At 63.7% G+C, this 17,726-nt stretch carries 15 protein-coding genes; 14 read left to right on the plus strand and 1 reads right to left on the minus strand.

Annotated elements, in window-relative coordinates; translation table 11 throughout:
* The first annotated feature begins 108 nt into the window (after window positions 1-108).
* The 6 genes from ACF8Q6_RS05480 to ACF8Q6_RS05505 all read left to right on the plus strand — a co-directional run bounded on the left by ACF8Q6_RS05480 (window position 109) and on the right by ACF8Q6_RS05505 (window position 8,072).
* Entirely contained in the window at window positions 109-627 is a 519-nt protein-coding gene (locus ACF8Q6_RS05480; RefSeq protein WP_012052417.1) for a type VI secretion system tube protein Hcp, read from the plus strand.
* A gap of 95 nt (window positions 628-722) precedes the next feature.
* A complete protein-coding gene (gene tssA / locus ACF8Q6_RS05485; RefSeq protein ID WP_392498441.1) occupies window positions 723-1,808 on the plus strand; it encodes a type VI secretion system protein TssA in 1,086 nt (361 codons plus the stop codon).
* A gap of 176 nt (window positions 1,809-1,984) precedes the next feature.
* Window positions 1,985-4,501 (plus strand): excinuclease ABC subunit A, encoded by a 2,517-nt coding sequence (locus ACF8Q6_RS05490; RefSeq protein WP_392494405.1) that lies wholly within the window; start codon window positions 1,985-1,987, stop codon window positions 4,499-4,501.
* An 85-nt stretch (window positions 4,502-4,586) separates the two neighbouring features.
* On the plus strand, window positions 4,587-6,236 hold the full coding sequence (locus tag ACF8Q6_RS05495) for an MFS transporter (RefSeq protein ID WP_392494403.1): 1,650 nt from the start codon (window positions 4,587-4,589) through the stop codon (window positions 6,234-6,236).
* Window positions 6,233-7,366 (plus strand): HlyD family secretion protein, encoded by a 1,134-nt coding sequence (locus ACF8Q6_RS05500; RefSeq protein WP_392494401.1) that lies wholly within the window; start codon window positions 6,233-6,235, stop codon window positions 7,364-7,366. Before ACF8Q6_RS05495 ends, ACF8Q6_RS05500 begins: the two co-directional genes overlap by 4 nt.
* A 103-nt stretch (window positions 7,367-7,469) precedes the next feature.
* A complete protein-coding gene (locus tag ACF8Q6_RS05505; protein ID WP_392494399.1) occupies window positions 7,470-8,072 on the plus strand; it encodes a hypothetical protein in 603 nt (200 codons plus the stop codon).
* A gap of 36 nt (window positions 8,073-8,108) precedes the next feature.
* Here ACF8Q6_RS05505 and ACF8Q6_RS05510 read toward each other — a convergent pair whose 3' ends face one another.
* Window positions 8,109-8,984: an AEC family transporter gene (locus ACF8Q6_RS05510; RefSeq protein WP_003248329.1), complete on the minus strand. Its 876-nt coding sequence runs from the start codon at window positions 8,982-8,984 to the stop codon at window positions 8,109-8,111.
* A 427-nt stretch (window positions 8,985-9,411) separates the two neighbouring features.
* Here ACF8Q6_RS05510 and ACF8Q6_RS05515 point away from each other — a divergent pair, with 427 nt between their 5' ends.
* The 8 genes from ACF8Q6_RS05515 to ACF8Q6_RS05550 all read left to right on the plus strand — a co-directional run bounded on the left by ACF8Q6_RS05515 (window position 9,412) and on the right by ACF8Q6_RS05550 (window position 17,692).
* Window positions 9,412-10,710, plus strand: a complete 1,299-nt coding sequence (locus tag ACF8Q6_RS05515; RefSeq protein WP_012052423.1) for an MFS transporter — start codon at window positions 9,412-9,414, stop codon at window positions 10,708-10,710.
* A gap of 81 nt (window positions 10,711-10,791) precedes the next feature.
* Window positions 10,792-11,100, plus strand: a complete 309-nt coding sequence (locus tag ACF8Q6_RS05520) for a hypothetical protein (RefSeq protein WP_003248325.1) — start codon at window positions 10,792-10,794, stop codon at window positions 11,098-11,100.
* 49 nt (window positions 11,101-11,149) lie between these two features.
* Entirely contained in the window at window positions 11,150-11,701 is a 552-nt protein-coding gene (locus ACF8Q6_RS05525; RefSeq protein WP_392494396.1) for a YbhB/YbcL family Raf kinase inhibitor-like protein, read from the plus strand.
* 554 nt (window positions 11,702-12,255) lie between these two features.
* Window positions 12,256-13,317, plus strand: coding sequence for a 3-deoxy-7-phosphoheptulonate synthase (locus ACF8Q6_RS05530; RefSeq protein WP_014591068.1), 1,062 nt, complete (start codon window positions 12,256-12,258; stop codon window positions 13,315-13,317).
* 80 nt (window positions 13,318-13,397) lie between these two features.
* Window positions 13,398-13,679, plus strand: coding sequence for a peptidylprolyl isomerase (locus tag ACF8Q6_RS05535; protein WP_003248318.1), 282 nt, complete (start codon window positions 13,398-13,400; stop codon window positions 13,677-13,679).
* Window positions 13,680-13,821: 142 nt separating this feature from the next.
* Entirely contained in the window at window positions 13,822-15,621 is a 1,800-nt protein-coding gene (locus tag ACF8Q6_RS05540; RefSeq protein WP_392494393.1) for an extracellular solute-binding protein, read from the plus strand.
* Complete coding sequence (locus tag ACF8Q6_RS05545) at window positions 15,618-16,676, plus strand: microcin C ABC transporter permease YejB (protein ID WP_064490558.1); 1,059 nt, start codon at window positions 15,618-15,620, stop codon at window positions 16,674-16,676. Before ACF8Q6_RS05540 ends, ACF8Q6_RS05545 begins: the two co-directional genes overlap by 4 nt.
* Window positions 16,676-17,692, plus strand: coding sequence for an ABC transporter permease (locus tag ACF8Q6_RS05550; protein ID WP_392494391.1), 1,017 nt, complete (start codon window positions 16,676-16,678; stop codon window positions 17,690-17,692). The genes ACF8Q6_RS05545 and ACF8Q6_RS05550 overlap by 1 nt, the downstream gene beginning before the upstream one ends.
* Window positions 17,693-17,726: the final 34 nt, after the last annotated feature.

The raw sequence follows: 17,726 nt of genomic DNA on the forward strand, positions 1-17,726 counted from the left end.
GGATGAGGCCCGGGCGGCGGCAAGCTACCTCTGCCGGCACGCCCGGCGAGGTCAAAACCAAGGGGCGCATGAGCAACCCTTTACATGTTGTTAATGGAGAGTTTCACAATGGCATTTGACGCGTATATCCAAATCGACGGCATCCCAGGCGAAGTACTGGATGAAAAACACAAGGACTGGATCGAAGTGCTGGGCTACGAGTACGGCGCCACCCAGGCTACGTCGGCAACCGCCAGCTCCTCGGGCGGTGCGTCCTCCGAGCGCGTTGCCCTGAGCGACTTCAAGATCCGCAAGGCAGTCGACAAGGCATCGGCCAAACTGTTCGAACACTGCTGCACCGGCAAGCACATCGCCAAACTGAAGCTGAACGTGAACCGCGCCGGTGGTGACAAGGTCACCTACCTGACCATCGACATGGAAGAAGTGGTGGTCTCTTCGGTCAAGTTTGTCGCCGGTGGCAACCAGAATGGTGAAGACAAGGCGGTCAGCGACCTGCCCGTTGAAGAAATCAGCTTCAACTTTGCCCGCATCAAGACCACCTACACCCAGCAGAACCGTACCGACGGCCAGGCCGGCGGCAACATCGTGGGTGGCTGGGACCGCACCGCGAACAAAGTGTTTGCCTAAGCACGTACCGAACCATGGGCCGCTTCGGCGGCCTGTGCTCCGCAGCGCGCCGGGTTTTCCGGCGCGCTGTTCACTAGCCATGTCCAGAGTGTTCTATGCCTGAAATTCTCAATGACCTCTCGCTGACCACACTGGTCGCCCCTATCGAGGGTGGCAGTGGCGAAGACTTGAGCTTCTCTGCCTTGTTCGACCAGATCAAGGAGGCACGCCGGGCGGACCCTGACTACCTGACCCAGGGCGACTGGCAAACCGACTTGAAGACTGCCGACTGGGAGCAGGTGATCAACCTGTCGGCTCAAGGGCTTGCGCAGCAAAGCAAAGACCTGATGCTGGTGGCCTGGCTCTGCGAGGGGCTGGCCCAGCGTGAACACTTCGAAGGCATCACCTTTGGCCTCGAGCTGACCGAACAGCTCCTGGTTGCGTTCTGGGAAACGCTGTACCCCACCCTCGAAGACGGCCTGGACGAGCGCGCGGCGCGACTGTCCTGGTTGAAGACCACGCTCACCGACATTGCCGGTGGCTTGCCCATTATCCAGGGGCAGCATTTTGGCGTGTTGCGGTATGACGAATCACGCCATGTAGAAAACCTCGCCTTGCAAAACCCCAAGGCGATGCAGACAGCACTGAACGAAGGCAAGATCAACGCCGAGATCTTCCAGCGTTCGGTAGCGCTTACCGACACCGACTACCTGCGCGCCAAGGCCCAGCAGATCGCTACCAGCCTGAATGCATGCAAACGCCTGCAGGCCAGCGCCGACCGCCTGTTCGGCCACGAGGCGCCCAGCTTTGCCAGCCTTGCCGACATGCTTTCGCGTGCCAGCCAGCTGGCGGAAAAACTGCTCAAGGACCGCGGCGTAGAGCTACACCCCGCCATCCCGGAAGAAGCACAGCCACAGACCACGGGTGCCAACCTCCACGAAGCAGGTGAAGCGATGAATGCCACGCCCCCGACGACCGCGCCTACAGCCCTGCGCACCACCCCGCTGACCCGCGACGAGGCATTCACCATGCTTGCGGGCATCGCCCAGTACTTCAAACAGAGCGAACCGCAAAGCCCGGTACCCTACCTGATCGAACGTGCGATCAAGTGGGGCAACATGCCGTTGGAAGGCTGGTTGAGTGACGTGATCAAGGACAATAATGTGGTGGACAACATCCGCGATGTGCTGGGCACTCGCTAGTGTGGTGTTTTGCAAATACGGCCAATAACTCGCGAGCGATTTTTGCGCTCAGGTAAGGCGAAAACAGCCGGCGCCCTGCCACCCCACCGGCTCCATCGGGTAGATTCCTTGACTGTTGCCCACGCAAGCGCGCTGCAATTGCTGTTAACTGCTCAGCTTCAGACAAGGACTGCTTCATGCCTCCAAGCCCGACCACCCCAAGCGGTTTCATCCGCGTCCGTGGCGCCCGCGAGCACAACCTTAAGAACATCGATGTCGATATTCCCCGCGATGCCTTGGTGGTGTTCACCGGCGTGTCCGGCTCGGGCAAGTCTTCGCTGGCGTTCTCCACGCTGTATGCCGAAGCCCAGCGCCGCTATTTCGAATCGGTCGCGCCCTATGCCCGGCGCCTGATCGACCAGGTTGGCGTGCCGGATGTCGATGCCATCGACGGGCTACCGCCGGCGGTGGCGCTGCAGCAGCAACGCGGCACGCCGAGTGCACGCTCCTCGGTGGGTAGCGTGACCACCTTGTCCAGTTCGATCCGCATGCTCTATTCACGCGCTGGCCATTACCCGCCCGGGCAAGCGATGCTGTACGCCGAAGACTTTTCTCCGAACACGCCCCAGGGCGCTTGCCCGCAGTGCCATGGCCTGGGCCGTGTCTACGAGGTGACCGAAGCGACCATGGTCCCCGACCCGGCGCTGACCATCCGTGAGCGTGCGGTGGCGGCGTGGCCAATGGCGTGGCAAGGGCAAAACCTGCGCGACATCCTGGTCACGCTGGGCTATGACGTCGATATCCCTTGGCGCGACCTGCCTCAGGCGCAGCGCGACTGGATCCTGTTCACTGAAGAGACGCCCACCGCCCCCGTGTATGCCGGCCTGACCCCGGCGCAGACCCGCGAAGCGCTCAAGCGCAAGCTGGAGCCCAGCTATCAAGGCACGTTCATGGGTGCCCGGCGTTACGTGCTGCATACCTTCATGCACTCGCAGAGCGCGCAGATGCGCAAGCGTGTGGCCCAGTACATGCACCCCAGCCCCTGCCCGCTGTGCCAGGGCAAACGCCTGAAGCGCGAAGCGCTGGCCGTGACCTTCGCCGGGCTGGACATCGCCGAACTGTCGCACCTGTCGTTGCAGGCGCTGGCTGAGGTGTTCCGCAAGGTGGCGGCAGCCGACTACCTGACCCGGCAGCAGGACGAGCTGACACTGGAAAAACGCCTGGCGGCCCAACGCATCGCCAAAGAACTGCTCGAACGCATTGACACGCTGCTTGACCTCGGCCTCGGTTACCTGGCCCTGGAGCGCAGCACCCCGACCTTGTCTTCTGGTGAACTGCAACGCCTGCGCCTGGCCACCCAGCTGAATTCGCAGCTGTTTGGAGTGGTTTACGTACTCGACGAGCCGTCGGCCGGCTTGCACCCGGCCGACAGTGAAGCGCTGTTCGAAGCCCTGCAGCGCCTGAAACAGGCTGGCAACTCGGTGTATGTGGTGGAGCACGACCTGGACACCATGCGCCGCGCCGACTGGCTGGTGGATGTAGGGCCAGCTGCCGGCGAACACGGCGGCACCATCCTCTACAGCGGGCCGCCCGCCGGCCTGGCCAAGGTGCAACAGTCATGCACCCGCACCTACCTGTTCGATGCCCCGGTACAGGCCACACGCGCCCCCCGCCAAGCACGCGACTGGCTGAAGCTTGAAGGCATCACGCGCAATAACCTCGATAACCTGAGCGCCGCATTTCCGTTGGGCTGCTTTACCGCCGTTACCGGTATTTCCGGCTCGGGCAAATCCAGCCTGGTCAGCCAGGCCCTGCTGGAACTGGTGGGGGCACACCTGGGCCATGCCGAGCAACGTAGCGAGCCCGAAGCGCAGAGCCTGGAAGACGAACCTGAACAGACCAGCAGCGGCCACGTAAGCGCCGGGCTTGGCAGCATCAAGCGGCTGGTGCAAGTTGACCAGAAGCCGATCGGCCGCACGCCGCGCTCCAACCTGGCCACCTACACAGGCCTGTTCGACCACGTGCGCAAATGCTTCGCGGCTACCGAGCAGGCCAAGGCACAGGGCTTCGACGCCGGGCGCTTTTCCTTCAACGTTGCCAAGGGCCGCTGCGCCAACTGCGAGGGAGAGGGTTTCGTCAGCGTCGAATTGCTGTTCATGCCCAGCGTGTATGCGCCCTGCCCGACCTGCCAGGGTGCCCGCTACAACCCCGAAACCCTGGCGGTGAACTGGCAAGGCATGAACATCGCGCAAGTGCTGCAGTTGACCGTCGACCAGGCCCTGCAGGTTTTTGCCGAGCAACCGCCTGCCCGCCGTTGTCTGCAAGTGCTGCAGGATATCGGCCTGGGCTACTTGCGTCTGGGCCAACCGGCCACCGAGCTGTCCGGTGGTGAAGCGCAGCGGATCAAGCTGGCGACCGAACTGCAGCGCATGGCCCGCGGGGCGACCCTGTATGTGCTGGATGAGCCCACCAACGGCTTGCACCCGCAGGACATCGACCGGCTGCTGGTACAGTTGAACCGCCTGGTAGAAAGCGGGCATAGCGTGGTGGTGGTCGAACACGACATGCGAGTGGTGGCGCAGAGTGACTGGGTGATCGATATTGGCCCGGGGGCCGGGGATTCCGGGGGCAAGGTGGTGGTCAGCGGCACCCCGCAGGTGGTGGCCGGGTGTAAGGCAAGCCGCACGGCCGAGTTTCTGGCCAAAGCGTTGTAGCGGGCGGCGCTCAATCTTGACACCCCCCACAAAAACCAAAGGACGCGCCTAGCAGCATCAAGCGCCGCTAAAGTAAAGTCTGCCGATGGATAAATACGCCCCCCGCCAGTGGCTCCCCCACGAAAAGCCCAGCCTGCCAGGCTCCCCTTCCACGCCCCTGCATTCGCCAGCCAAGCGTCTGGCCTACGGCGTGGTCGGCCTGCTGGTGGCAATCACCGGTGGCCTGGGCAACGCGCTGGTCACCGCCAACCTGGTGTTCCTGCAAGGCGCCCTGGGTGCCACCACCGCGGAAATGGCCTGGCTGCCGGCCGCCTATGTGATGACCAACGTCTCCATCAACCTGCTGTTGGTGAAGTTCCGCCAACAGTTCGGCCTGCGAGCCTTCACCGAAGTGTTCCTGGTGCTGTACGTGGTGGTCACCTTCGCCCACCTGCTGGTCAACGACCTGAACTCTGCCATCGCCGTACGCGCGGCCCACGGCATGGTCGGCGCGGCGCTCAGCTCGCTGGGGCTGTACTACATGATTCAGGCCTTCCCGGCGCAATGGCGGCTCAAGGCCATGGTACTGGGCCTGGGTGCCTCGCAGCTGGCGCTACCGCTGGCACGGATCTTTTCTGAAGACCTTCTGCAAATTGCCGAATGGCGCGGGTTGTACCTGTTCGAGCTGGGCCTGGCACTCACCGCACTGGGTTGCGTACTGCTGCTGAAATTGCCGCCCGGTGACCGTTTTAAAACGTTCGAACCCCTCGACTTCCTGACCTTCACCTTGATCGCCAGCGGTACCGCACTGCTCTGCGCCGTACTGTCACTGGGGCGCATCGACTGGTGGCTGGAGGCACCGTGGATCGGCGTGGCACTGGCGGCGTCGATCGCGCTGGTCTTCAGCGGCCTGGCCATCGAGCACAATCGCCGCAACCCCTTGTTGATGACCCACTGGTTGGGTAGTGGCGCCATCATACGTCTGGCCCTGTGCGTGGTGCTGATCCGTATGGTGACCTCGGAACAGTCCACCGGCGCGGTCGGTTTCCTGCAGGCGCTGAACATGGGCAGCGAGCAGATGCGCACGCTGTACTGGATCATGCTGTCAGGCGCTGTCACGGGCCTGGCCAGCAGCGCCCTCACCATCAACCCCAACCATTTGGTGATCCCGCTGTTCGTCTCGCTGCTGGCCATGGCCGCCGGCGCCTTCATGGACAGCAGTTCCAGCAACCTCACACGCCCGGCTCAAATGTACTTGAGCCAGTTCCTGCTGGCGTTCGGCAGCACGTTCTTCCTCGGCCCGTCGATGGCCCTGGGCATCAGCCATGTGCGCGCCAACCCGCGCAACCTGGTCAGTTTTTCGGTGTTGTTCGGCATCTGCAACAACCTCGGCGGCCTGATTGGTGCGGCGTTGTTGGGCACCTTCCAGACCTGGCGGGAAAAGTTTCACTCCAGCCACCTGATGGATCGCCTCAGCTACCTGGACCCCCTGGTCAATGCCCGCGTTCAAAGTGGGGGTGCCGGTTACGGCGGCATCATTGCCGACCCTGCCTTGCGCAGTGAAGCCGGCATGCGCCTGCTGGCCAGCGCTGCTACGCGTGAAGCGAACGTCATGGCCTACAACGATGTGTTCGTGCTGATCGGCAGCATCGCCATCCTGACCATGATCTGGATCTGTATCCGCAGTACCTGGCTCTGGCATGTGAAACGTCAGGCCACCCTTACCGACTCTACCCCCGGCGCGCCCACCCGATGACCGACGACACCCGCACCACGACCACCACCGCCATCGCCGAAACCCCGGAGGGCGTCACACCGCCCAGTGAACCAACCAGCCCGGTACGCACGCGGCGGGTGCGCATCCTGTCATCCATCAGCTTCGCCGCCGTGGCGTTGGCCGGCATCCTGTTGGTGCTGTATGCCTGGCGCCTGCCGCCATTCAGCAGCGCCATCGAAAGCACCGAGAACGCCCTGGTGCGGGGCCAGGTGACCATCATCGGCCCGCAGCTCAGCGGCTACGTCGTCGATGTACCGGTGCATGACTTCCAGTTCGTCAAGGCCGGCGACTTGCTGGTGCAACTGGACGACCGTATCTACAAACAACGCCTTGCCCAGGCCAGCGCCCAGCTGCAACAGCAGTTGGCGGCCCTGGCCAACAACCAGCAGCAGCGCAAAAGCGCCGAAGCGACCATTGCCCAGCGCCAGGCCGCCATCGGCGATGCTGCGGCCCAGGCGGCCAAGGCCAAGGCTGACCTCGGCCGCAACCAGGCGCTGGTCAACGATGGATCGGTGTCGCGCCGCGACCTGGACCTGGCCCGTGCCAGCGAGGCCGCTGCCGTCGCCAGCCTGGCCCAGGCCAGGGCGGCGCTGGAAATCGCCCGCCAGGACCGTGAGACCGTGGTGGTCAACCGGGCCGCACTCGAGGCCTCGGTGGAGAACGCCAAGGCCGCCGTGGAGCTGGCACGCATCGACCTCGACAACACCCGCGTCACGGCCCCGCGCGATGGCCAGCTGGGGCAGATCGGCACCCGCCTGGGTGCTTATGTCAACTCCGGCGCGCAGCTCATGGCGCTGGTGCCCGACACCCTTTGGGTGATTGCCAACATGAAGGAAACCCAGATGGCCAATGTGCGTATCGGCCAGCCCGTGAGCTTTACCGTAGACGCGCTGAACCACCGGAAGCTACGGGGCCATGTGCAGCAGATTTCGCCGGCCACCGGCTCTGAATTCGCCTTGCTGCAGGCGGACAACGCCACTGGCAACTTCGTCAAGATCGCCCAGCGCATACCGGTGCGCATCACGGTGGATGCCGACCAGGCCACTGCCAGGCATCTGCGCCCAGGGATGTCGGTGGTGGTCAGTATCGATACCCGGGGCGAACAGTGATGTAACCCCGGCAGCCCCTGCAGGGATGCCGTCGTGCCACGATTGCGCCGCTCTAACCCGTGGGTTTTAATCGCGCACGATCCGTCGCCAAGGAAGTTTCACCATGTACAGGAAGATCGTGCCACTGGCATTGCTGGCAACACTGGCCGGTTGCTCCGACAGCCAGAACACCATCAAGGCCCGTTTCCACAAGGCTATCCAGGCCTCCCTGGATACCCGGTACCCACACTGTTTCGTCATCAGTTCGTTCCCTACCAAGACCCAGGACTTCGACGTGCACGGCACCAACAAGGCGCTGCACGCCCTGGCGCAGGTAGGCGTGGTCAGCGAGAAGGAAATTTTGCGCACCGAAATACCGGCACGGCTGTGGTCGCCGGCACGCACGGATATCTACTACGCCTACGACCTGACCGATGAAGGCCGCAAATACTACAAGGCAGGCGCCGGGCTGTGTTTCGGCAAGGCACAAGTGACGGCAATCGAGCAGTTCAGTGAGCCGAGCGAGGCAACCGGACAGAAGCTGTCGAATGTGGCCTATGCCTACAAGATCATCGAGTTGCCGGCGTGGGCCGCCAATGATCAGGTGAAAGCCAGCATCGCCGGCTTGGGCCAGGCGGTGGCCAGCCATGCTGCCCCGCTCAAGGAAACCCGAACCCTGGTGCTGACCAGCCAAGGCTGGGTGGATGACCAGTTGTCGGTCCAGTAGCCCGAAGCCTGTACCGGCACTATCGTCGGTAAAGGCCTACATCCACCAGGCCAGGACCACCGGTAACCAGGCAAACGACAGCACCGTCGAGCACATCACCAGGTTCGCCACCTGCTCCGGTTCACGGTTCGCCCGCACCGCCATCAGGTAGTTGAACACGGCTACCGGCATCGCCGACTGCACCATCAGCACCGCACGCTCCAGGCTGTCCATACCCAGTACCGCGCCCACTGCCCAGCCCACCGCAGCCCCCAGGCCAATGCGCAAACCGCCCAGCAGCATGCCGCTGCCCACGTGACGCAGGCGAATGCTGGCCAGTGATACCCCCAGGGTCAGCAGCATGAGCGGAATGGTCATGCCGCCCAGCAGGTCTGCGGTGTTGGCCAGCCAACGCGGCAGTTCGAAATCGAGAAAAATGATGGGCATGCCGCCGGCCAGGCTGATGACGATAGGGTTGCGCAGCAACGCCTTGAGCGAAGCCGCCGTGCCGGAGATGGCCATGCCGATGGTGAACTGCACGATCGACAGGGTCAGGAAAAATGCCACGGCCAGGGCCAGGCCATGCTCACCGAAGGCATACAGACTGATCGGCAGGCCCATGTTGCCGGTATTAGGGAACATGAACGCCGGCAGCAGTACCCGCCAGTGCATGCCCGACGCGCGACACACCAGCAAAGCGGCCAAGGCCATCCCCAAGGTGCACAGCAAGCAGGCCACGGCCATGCTGGTAAAGGCATTCGGGTCCAGGTCGGTACGACTGAGGGTGGACAGGACCAGCGAAGGTGTGCCGACGGTCATCACCACCCGGGCGATGAAATCAGTGGGGTAATCCAGGCCCTTGCGGGCCCAGGCAAAACCAATGCCGGCGACGATGAAAACCGGGGCCAGGACTGCGAACAGCGACGCGAACATGGGGGGCCTTCCTTGGTGGGGTTCAGCATTATGCCGCACTCAGTGAGATTACCGGGCCGATCTCACCGCACGCAGGCGCCGCGATCGAAAATGTCTGTGGAAGACATGTTCATGTCGCGCTGAGACTGCGGCGTCTCGTCGCACACCCAGGCCCCTTGGGCAAACGCGTCCAAGCCCGTAGAATCCCGCTTCCTTTTCGCCCGTCGCCTTGAACGGTGGCAACCAGTAGCAATGACAGAGTCAGCGCCTGAACACATGAACGCACATGTGAAGTAGGCTCAACCCTCCCCGCCCGGCCCATCTCCCATAACGCCCAGCGGTTGAGTCTTGCCCAGGTCGCATCCGTGTCGCCACTCGCCCCTTGCCGGGTCGAGCCGGTGTGCGCGCCGAGAAGGTGCTCATTCCGCTCATCCAACTAGAGGTACGTATGTCTCCGCGTTTGCTGGCCATGGCGCTGGCGCCCCTGCTCGGGCTGTTCATCATTGCCCTGGGCAACGGCTTCATGTCTTCCCTGACCACCCTGCGCCTGGGCGCCGCCGGTGAGTCTGCAACCACCATTGGTATCGTCTCGTCGACCTACTTCATCGGCCTGACCCTCGGCGCCATCTTCAACGACCGGCTGATCCTGCGCATCGGCCACATTCGCGCCTATACCAGCTTCGCCTCGCTGATCGCCGTGACCATCCTGCTGCAAGGGTTGTTCTACGAGGTCACCTGGTGGTCGGTGCTACGCCTGATCAACGGCTGGGCCGCAGTGGGCGTGTTCCTGGTGATCGAAAGCTGGCTGTTGCTGGCCGGCGACGCGAAAATCCGCGGCCGCCTGCTGGCGCTGTACATGATCGCCTTCTACGGCGCCGGGGTGATCGCCCAGGCCGGCCTTGGCGAAATCACCCAGCTAGGCGATACCGCCCCGTTCATGCTGGCCGGCGTGCTGGCCGCCCTGTCGGTGTTGCCGATCGTGATCCTGCCGCGGGTGTCGCCGCTGCTGGAGCAGGTCGAACCCCTCAAGCCCCGCCAGTTGCTGGGCGTGGCACCGTCGGGCCTGGTCGGCTGCTTCGGTTCGGGCGTAGCGATTGCCGGCATCTATGCCCTGCTGCCACTGTACTTGCAGCGCATCGGCCTGGAGGTGGGTGAAGTTGGCAACATGATGGCCTGGGTGATCCTTGGCGCGATGCTGCTGCAATACCCGGTCGGGCGCTGGTCCGACCGCAAGGACCGCCTCGATGTGCTGCTCGCGCTGGCCGCGTTGTGCGTTGTCCTGTCGCTTGTCACGGTGTTCCTGCCATCGGACTCGTTCCTGCTGCCGGCCATGCTGTTCCTGCTGGGTGGTGGCGTGTTCACCCTGTACCCGGTGGCGGTCAGCCATGCGGCCGACCGCGCGCCGTCCGATGCGCTGGTGCCGATGATCCAGGGCCTGCTGCTGATCAACTCGCTGGGCTCGGCCATGGCACCGGTGGCCATTTCGCCGATGATGACCGAGTTTGGCGAGGCTGGGCTGTTCTGGGCGTTTGCCGTGGTCAACCTGGCCATGGTGTGCTTCTTCATGTGGCGCCGCGGCAAGCGCCCGGCGGCAGAGCACCCGGCGCCGTTCACCGCTTCGACCACCTTCTCGCCAACCGGTGCCGAGTTGCGGGTGACCGAAGACCTGATGCATGCGGCGCAGGAGCATCCGCCGCTGGAGCCGGTCGAAACACCGGCACCCGCACAGCGCTCGGAATCTTGTTGATTGCCACTCGTCGCCCAGAAGGCACCCCGCCAGCCGCTGCCAGCCAAACGAATGACAGATCTTGCACAAAGGAGAAGTCCCATGATCCGCATTCGCCCGCTGTCCCTGTGCCTGGCGCTGGCCCTGACCAGCCTCACCGGCGCTGCCTTCGCCGCCACCGACACCCATACCGACAGCCATCCGCAAACTGACCAGTCCGGCGGCAAGACCGCCGGTGAAGGCAGCAGCGTCAACAGCCCCGGTAGCAGCAAAGGTAACGACAGCAGTGACACCGGCAGCAACGCCGATGCCGCCGACGGTGCCTCTGGCGGCTCCAACAGCACCGGCGAAGCCACCGGCTCTGGTGCCGGAGCCAGCGGAGGCACTGCCGAGGACCAGGACAGCCGCTGAGGCAGACCTGGACTAGACTAAGCCCTTGACGCCCTGCCAAGGATTGACCATGCACCTCAGACACTGGCTGTTCGCTGCGTTGCTGCCCTGCACAGCGTTAGCCGCCGCAGGCGGCCAAGGCGCGATGTCGGTCAGTTCCTCGTCGTTCACCGATGGCGGCGTCATTGCCCTGCAACAGGTCGGCCAGGACCCGGCATGCGGTGCCGGTGAAGAGCGGACCCCGCAACTGAGCTGGGACAACCTGCCCGCAGGTACGCAATCACTGGCCCTGATCATGTTCGACCCGGACGGTGGCAAGGGCGTGGGTGTGGTGCACTGGGTGGCCTACAACATCGATCCCGAACAGGATGGGCTCAAGGAAGGCGTGGCGGGGTTGAGCGGGCCCTACGTGACAGTGGGCCGCAACTCCCGTGGCACCCAGAGCTACCGCGGCCCCTGTCCACCCGCCGGCGACAACCCCCATCATTACGCCCTGACCCTGATTGCCACCGACCTGCCCTTGGGTACCTTGCCCGAGGGGCTGGATCGCAACGGCCTGCTGCAACTGCTGCAAGGCCACGCCCTGGGGGCGCAGAGCCTGGTCGGGCGCTACGGCCATTGAACCAGTCAGTACAAAAATAAATGATCGGCCCCATAGCATTTATCCATTGAATGGCCCGCACAAACTGAAGTAAGCTCGGGCTCATTCACTGGAGAGCAACATGCCGAAACACACCCGCAACCCCGCCAACCACACCGGTCGCAGCCTGCGCCCTGTGCTGGCCGTTGCCGGCTGCGTGGCACCTGCCAGCTATTACTTTGGGTATTGGTTTAGCCACTAGGCGCCGATACCCACCCGGCGCCCACCTTCGAGGGGCCGCCGAACATGAGAATACTCAAACCCCCGGTCGGCTTCCCGACCGGGGGTTTTGCTTTTCAGGCCTTTGACCAACACCGATTCACCTTGAGGACAGATTCATGAACTACGCCACTTATTACTACGCAAACACCTCCGCCTGGCGATTTAGCCAATCCCGTTCGGGCCAGCCAGCCGCCTCCGATCGGTCTTCTACAGGTGGCAATGCAGCAGCCAATACGAATTCAACGATCTGTCGAACACCTCGATAGGGCCGACCATGCGGGCTTGAACCCGCTGTCCGCCCAGGGAAAAACGCCATGCACGCTTCCAGCCTCGCCCTGCCCCTGACCCAGCCGCAAGCGGCCAACACCACTGTCAGCAAACGCTTGCCCAGCCCGCACCTGCTCAAGCAACAGATGCCACTGCCCAGCGAACTGGCCCAGCAAGTCCAGGCCCATCGCCAGGCCATCCGCAACATCCTCGAAGGCCGCGACCCGCGCCTGCTGGTCATCGTCGGCCCGTGCTCGATTCATGACCCACGCTCGGCCCTGGAATACGCCGACCGCCTGGCCGCCCTTGGCCGCGAAGTCAACGACAAGCTGCTGCTGGTGATGCGCGCCTACGTCGAAAAACCGCGTACTACAGTAGGCTGGAAAGGCCTGGCCTACGACCCGCACCTCGATGGCAGTGACGACATGCACTCGGGTATCGCCTTGTCTCGCGGGCTGATGCTGAGCATGATCGAACGCGGCCTGCCGATCGCCACCGAGTTGCTGCAACCGATGGCCGCCGGCTACTTCGACGACCTGTTGGCCTGGGCGGCGATCGGCGCACGCACCACCGAATCGCAAATCCACCGCGAAATGGTCAGTGGCCTGGAGCTGCCGGTCGGCTTCAAGAACGGTACGGACGGCGGCATCGCCATCGCCAGCGACGCCATGCGCAGCGCGGCCCACCCACACCGCCACTTCGGTATGGATGCTCAGGGCCACCCGGCGATCATCGAGACCTTGGGCAACCCGGACACACACCTTGTACTGCGTGGCGGCCACAAAGGCCCGAACCACGATGCCAACAGCATTGCCATGGCCCGCCAGGCGTTGGCCAAGGCCGGTCTGCAGGCACGGATCATGGTCGATTGCAGCCACGCCAACAGCGGCAAGGACCCGGCGCGCCAGCCAGCGGTCTTCAATGATGTGCTGGAGCAGCGCCTGGCCGGCGACCGTTCGTTGGTCGGCGTCATGATCGAAGGGCACTTGTTCGATGGCTGCCAGGCGCTGGGCAAGGGCACGCTGAAATACGGTGTGTCGATTACCGACGGCTGCCTGGGCTGGGCCTCGACCGAAACCCTGTTGCGTGAGGCGGCACAAAAACTGTAGGCCAATGGTTGCAAGCCTGGCGAGACATACCCCGGACAAGTGCGCTAGGCTTGCCTTTTTACCCCCAAGGAGCAGTACCCATGGCCCGTGCAACCGCCCGCCACATTCTGGTCAGCAGCGAAGACAAGTGCAACGAACTCAAAGCCCAGATCGAAGCAGGCGCCGACTTCGCTGAAATCGCCAAAGCCAACTCCACCTGCCCGTCCAGCCGTCAGGGCGGTGACCTGGGCTCGTTCGGCCCAGGCCAGATGGTCAAGGAATTCGACACCGTGGTCTTCAGCGCCCCAGTCAACACTGTGCAAGGCCCGGTGAAGACCCAGTTTGGCTACCACCTGCTGGAAGTGACCAGCCGCCAGGACTGATTCACCCCTCCCGGTGATCAGCCCCCCTGTGGGAGCGGGTTTACCCGCGAAGAGGCCAGACCAGACAACCTCGTTGCCTGCTCCGACGCATTCGCGGGTAAACCCGCTCCCACAAGTATTGTGGGGGCTTGTATTTTCGTGCATGGGCTTTACGGTCCAGGCCGCGCCCACCCACGCCCTCACGGTCTACGGTGAAGCCCCCCGCTACGCCGCCAGCTTCCGGCATTTCGACTATGTAAACCCCGACGCCCCCAAAGGCGGCATCTTGCGCCGTTCGGCCATCGAGATCGGCCAGTTCGACCATATCCTCCCCTACATCGACAAAGGCATCGGTGTCAGCGAAGTCGATGGTCTGTTGTACGCGCCACTGGCGGTACGCTCTTACGATGAACCCTATACCGTTTACGGCCTGATCGCCCGGCGCATGGAGCGCGGCCCCAATGATGAGTGGCTGCGTTTCGACATCGACCCACGCGCCACCTTCGCCGATGGCAGGCCGGTGCGCGCCGAAGACGTGCGTTTCACCTTCGAACTGCTGATGAGCAAGGGCAGCCTGAAGTACCGGACCCAGTTCGCCGACGTGGCCCGCGTGACCGTAGAAAGCCTGCACAGCGTGCGATTCTACTTGAAGCCCGAGCACGGCCGCACCCTGGCGCTGGACCTCGCCAGCCTGCCGGTAATGCCCGAGCACGACTGGCAGCACCGCGATTTTGCCAACGGTGCCGGCTTCGACAAGCCGGTTGGCAGCGGGCCATACCGCATCGGGCGCATCGACAACGGCCGCAGCATCACCTTCGAACGCGACCCGACATGGTGGGCGCGTGACCTGCCGGCCAGCCGTGGCCGCTACAATTTCGACAAGCTGCGCATCGAGTACTTCGGCGACACCGAAGTGGCGCGCCAGGTACTCAAAGGCGGTGGCTACGACTACAACCGTGAGTTCTCCGCCACGGCCTACACCTTGGGCTACAACGGTGCGCAACTGGACGACGGCCGCCTGCAGCGCGCCCACCTGGGCCCGGCCAAACCGCAAGTGGCTCAGGGTTTCGTGTTCAACCTCGACCAGCCGCAGTTCAAGGACCGCCGTGTGCGGCAGGCGCTGGGTATGTTATGGGACTTCGAGTGGAGTAACCGGCAGATGATGCGCAACCTGTACATCCGCCAGCAAAGCGTGTTCTCCAATACGCCGTTGGCCGCTCGCCAGTTGCCGGATGCGGGTGAGTTGAAGCTGCTCACCCCCTTGCGCGGCCAAGTGCCAGATGAAGTGTTCACCACGGTGTTCACTGCCCCGGTCACCGATGGCTCGGGGATCATCCGTCAACAGCAGTTGCAGGCCCTGGCCCTGCTCGAACAAGCCGGCTGGCACCCCGAAGGCGACCGTCTGGTCAATAGCCAGGGCACGCCGCTGGCGTTCACGTTCCTCAATGGCCAGGCGGGCCTTGAACGCCTGCTGCTGCCGTGGAAGCGCAACCTGGCCCAGATCGGCGTGACCCTGAACATCCGCAACGTCGACTCGGCCCAGTACGTCAACCGGCTGATGGCGCGCGATTACGACATGATCGTCACCGGCTACCCGGTCACCCTGTCGCCGGGTGCCGAGTTGTACAACTACTTTGGCTCGGCGGCCGCTCACGACCCCGGGTCGAACAACCTGATGGTTTTGCAGGACCCGGCCGTAGACCACCTGATCGACGGCCTGGTCCGCGCCGACACCCAGGCCGACATGCTGCGCCACGCCCATGCCCTGGACCGCGTGCTGCAATGGAATTACTACTGGATCCCCAACTATTACCCGCCAGGCAGCTCCACCGCCTGGTGGAACCGCTTCGGCCTGCCCAAGGTCCAGGCCACCTATGACGAGGGCCTGGACACCTGGTGGGAGGTAAGCCCTACCCCGCTGACCAACGCGCAGATGGCCGAACGCCGGAAGGCCTCGCCATGACCGCTTATATCCTGCGCCGTCTGTTGCTGATCATCCCGACGCTGCTGGCAATCCTGCTGGTCAATTTCGCCATCGTCCAGGCTGCGCCGGGTGGCCCGGTGGAACAAGCCGTGGCGCGCCTGCAGGGCATCGGTGGCGGCGCACCCGGCGCGCGAGCTGAAGTGGTCCATGGCGAATCCCGGGCCACACGCGGCCTGGACCCGAAACTGATCGAAGAGATCAAGCGCCAGTACGGCTTCGACAAGTCCGCCCCCGAACGGCTTTGGTTGATGCTCGGCCAATATGCCCGGCTGGACTTTGGCAACAGCTTCTTCCGCGGCGCCAAAGTCACCGACCTGATCCTCGACAAGTTGCCGGTCACCCTGTCGCTGGGCTTCTGGGCCACGCTGATCACCTACCTGGTGTCGATTCCGCTGGGCATCCGCAAGGCGATGCGCCACGGCAGCCGCTTCGATGCCTGGAGCAGCGCGTTGATCGTGATTGGTTACGCCCTGCCTTCGTTCCTGTTCGCGCTGCTGCTGATCGTCCTGTTTGCCGGCGGCACTTCGCTCAACTGGTTCCCGGTGCGCGGCCTGGTCTCGGACAATTTCGACGAGCTCAGCCTGCTGGGCAAGGTCGCCGATTACTTCTGGCACCTGGTGCTGCCGGTCGCGGCCCTGGTGATCGGTGGGTTCGCCACCCTCACGCTGTTGACCAAGAATGCCTTCCTCGACGAGGTTTCCCGCCAATACGTGGTCACTGCCCGGGCCAAGGGCCTTAGCGAACGCCGCGTGCTGTATGGCCACGTGTTGCGCAACGCCATGCTGCTGGTGGTGGCCGGGCTGCCACAGGCGCTGATCACCGTGTTTTTTGCCGGCTCGTTGCTGATCGAGGTGATCTTCTCGCTCGATGGCCTGGGCCGCATGAGCTATGAGGCCGCCGTGTCGCGGGATTACCCGGTGGTGTTCGGCACGCTGTTCATCTTCACCCTGGCGGGCCTGCTGATTCGCCTGATCGGTGACCTGTCTTACACCCTGCTCGACCCGCGCATCGACTTCGATACGAGGGCGCACTGATGCTATCGCCCCTGTCGCGCCGTCGCCTGCAACGTTTTCGTCGCCACCGCCTGGGCTGGGTGTCGCTGTGGTTGTTTGCCGGCCTTCTGCTGCTGAGCCTTTGCGCCGAACTGGTGGCCAACGACAAACCACTGCTGCTGGGCTACAAGGGCAATTTGTACGTTCCGGCGCTCAAACGCTATACCGAGCAGCAGTTCGGCGGGCAACTGCCGTTTCAGCCCGACTACCGCAGCGCCTATGTGCGCCAACTGATCACTGAACAGGGTGGCTGGATGCTGTTCGCACCGATCCCGTTCAGTGCCGACACACCCAATTACGACCTGCAGGTGCCCACCCCCAGTCCGCCCAGTGCCAGCAACTGGCTAGGCACCGACGACCAAGGCCGTGACGTGCTGGCGCGGGTGCTTTATGGCACGCGGGTATCGCTGCTGTTCGCCTTTGCCCTGACCGTGGTCAGTGTGCTCATTGGCGTGGCGGCGGGCGCCCTGCAAGGCTACCACGGGGGCTGGGTCGACCTGTTCGGCCAGCGCTTGCTGGAGGTATGGTCGGGGTTGCCAGTGTTGTACCTGTTGATCATCCTCAGCGGTTTCGTCGAACCGGATTTCTGGTGGCTGCTGGGGATCATGGCGCTGTTCTCCTGGCTGACCCTGGTCGACGTCGTGCGCGCCGAGTTCCTGCGTGGGCGCAACCTGGAGTATGTAAAGGCTGCGCGGGCGTTGGGGTTACCGGACAGTCAGGTAATGTTGCGGCATATCTTGCCCAATGCCATGAATGCCACGCTGACCTATGTGCCGTTCATGCTGACCGGGGCGATCACCACACTGACCGCGCTGGACTTTCTGGGCTTTGGCATGCCAGCGGGCAGCGCCTCGCTGGGCGAGCTGGTGACCCAGGGCAAGCAGCACCTGGAGGCGCCGTGGCTGGGCTTTACCGCGTTCTTTGCGCTGGCGGTGATCCTGTCACTGCTGGTGTTTATCGGGGATGCCTTGCGTGAGGCGTTTGACCCCCGACGATGAGTTTTCAGGCCGGGCCTTTTCGCAGGCTTGTGCC

It is taken from the genome of Pseudomonas sp. GLN_2 (assembly GCF_043106005.1).
Classification (GTDB): Bacteria; Pseudomonadota; Gammaproteobacteria; order Pseudomonadales; family Pseudomonadaceae; genus Aquipseudomonas; species Aquipseudomonas alloputida.

Coding starts and splice junctions, on each gene's coding strand:
- ACF8Q6_RS05515 (WP_012052423.1), top strand. CDS start 9,412: ATGTCTCCGCGTTTGCTGGCCATGGCGCTGGCGCCCCTGCTCGGGCTG.
- ACF8Q6_RS05505 (WP_392494399.1), top strand. CDS start 7,470: ATGTACAGGAAGATCGTGCCACTGGCATTGCTGGCAACACTGGCCGGT.
- ACF8Q6_RS05530 (WP_014591068.1), top strand. CDS start 12,256: ATGCACGCTTCCAGCCTCGCCCTGCCCCTGACCCAGCCGCAAGCGGCC.
- ACF8Q6_RS05540 (WP_392494393.1), top strand. CDS start 13,822: ATGGGCTTTACGGTCCAGGCCGCGCCCACCCACGCCCTCACGGTCTAC.
- ACF8Q6_RS05535 (WP_003248318.1), top strand. CDS start 13,398: ATGGCCCGTGCAACCGCCCGCCACATTCTGGTCAGCAGCGAAGACAAG.
- ACF8Q6_RS05500 (WP_392494401.1), top strand. CDS start 6,233: ATGACCGACGACACCCGCACCACGACCACCACCGCCATCGCCGAAACC.
- ACF8Q6_RS05490 (WP_392494405.1), top strand. CDS start 1,985: ATGCCTCCAAGCCCGACCACCCCAAGCGGTTTCATCCGCGTCCGTGGC.
- ACF8Q6_RS05510 (WP_003248329.1), bottom strand. CDS start 8,984: ATGTTCGCGTCGCTGTTCGCAGTCCTGGCCCCGGTTTTCATCGTCGCC.
- ACF8Q6_RS05480 (WP_012052417.1), top strand. CDS start 109: ATGGCATTTGACGCGTATATCCAAATCGACGGCATCCCAGGCGAAGTA.
- ACF8Q6_RS05545 (WP_064490558.1), top strand. CDS start 15,618: ATGACCGCTTATATCCTGCGCCGTCTGTTGCTGATCATCCCGACGCTG.
- tssA (WP_392498441.1), top strand. CDS start 723: ATGCCTGAAATTCTCAATGACCTCTCGCTGACCACACTGGTCGCCCCT.
- ACF8Q6_RS05550 (WP_392494391.1), top strand. CDS start 16,676: ATGCTATCGCCCCTGTCGCGCCGTCGCCTGCAACGTTTTCGTCGCCAC.
- ACF8Q6_RS05520 (WP_003248325.1), top strand. CDS start 10,792: ATGATCCGCATTCGCCCGCTGTCCCTGTGCCTGGCGCTGGCCCTGACC.
- ACF8Q6_RS05525 (WP_392494396.1), top strand. CDS start 11,150: ATGCACCTCAGACACTGGCTGTTCGCTGCGTTGCTGCCCTGCACAGCG.
- ACF8Q6_RS05495 (WP_392494403.1), top strand. CDS start 4,587: ATGGATAAATACGCCCCCCGCCAGTGGCTCCCCCACGAAAAGCCCAGC.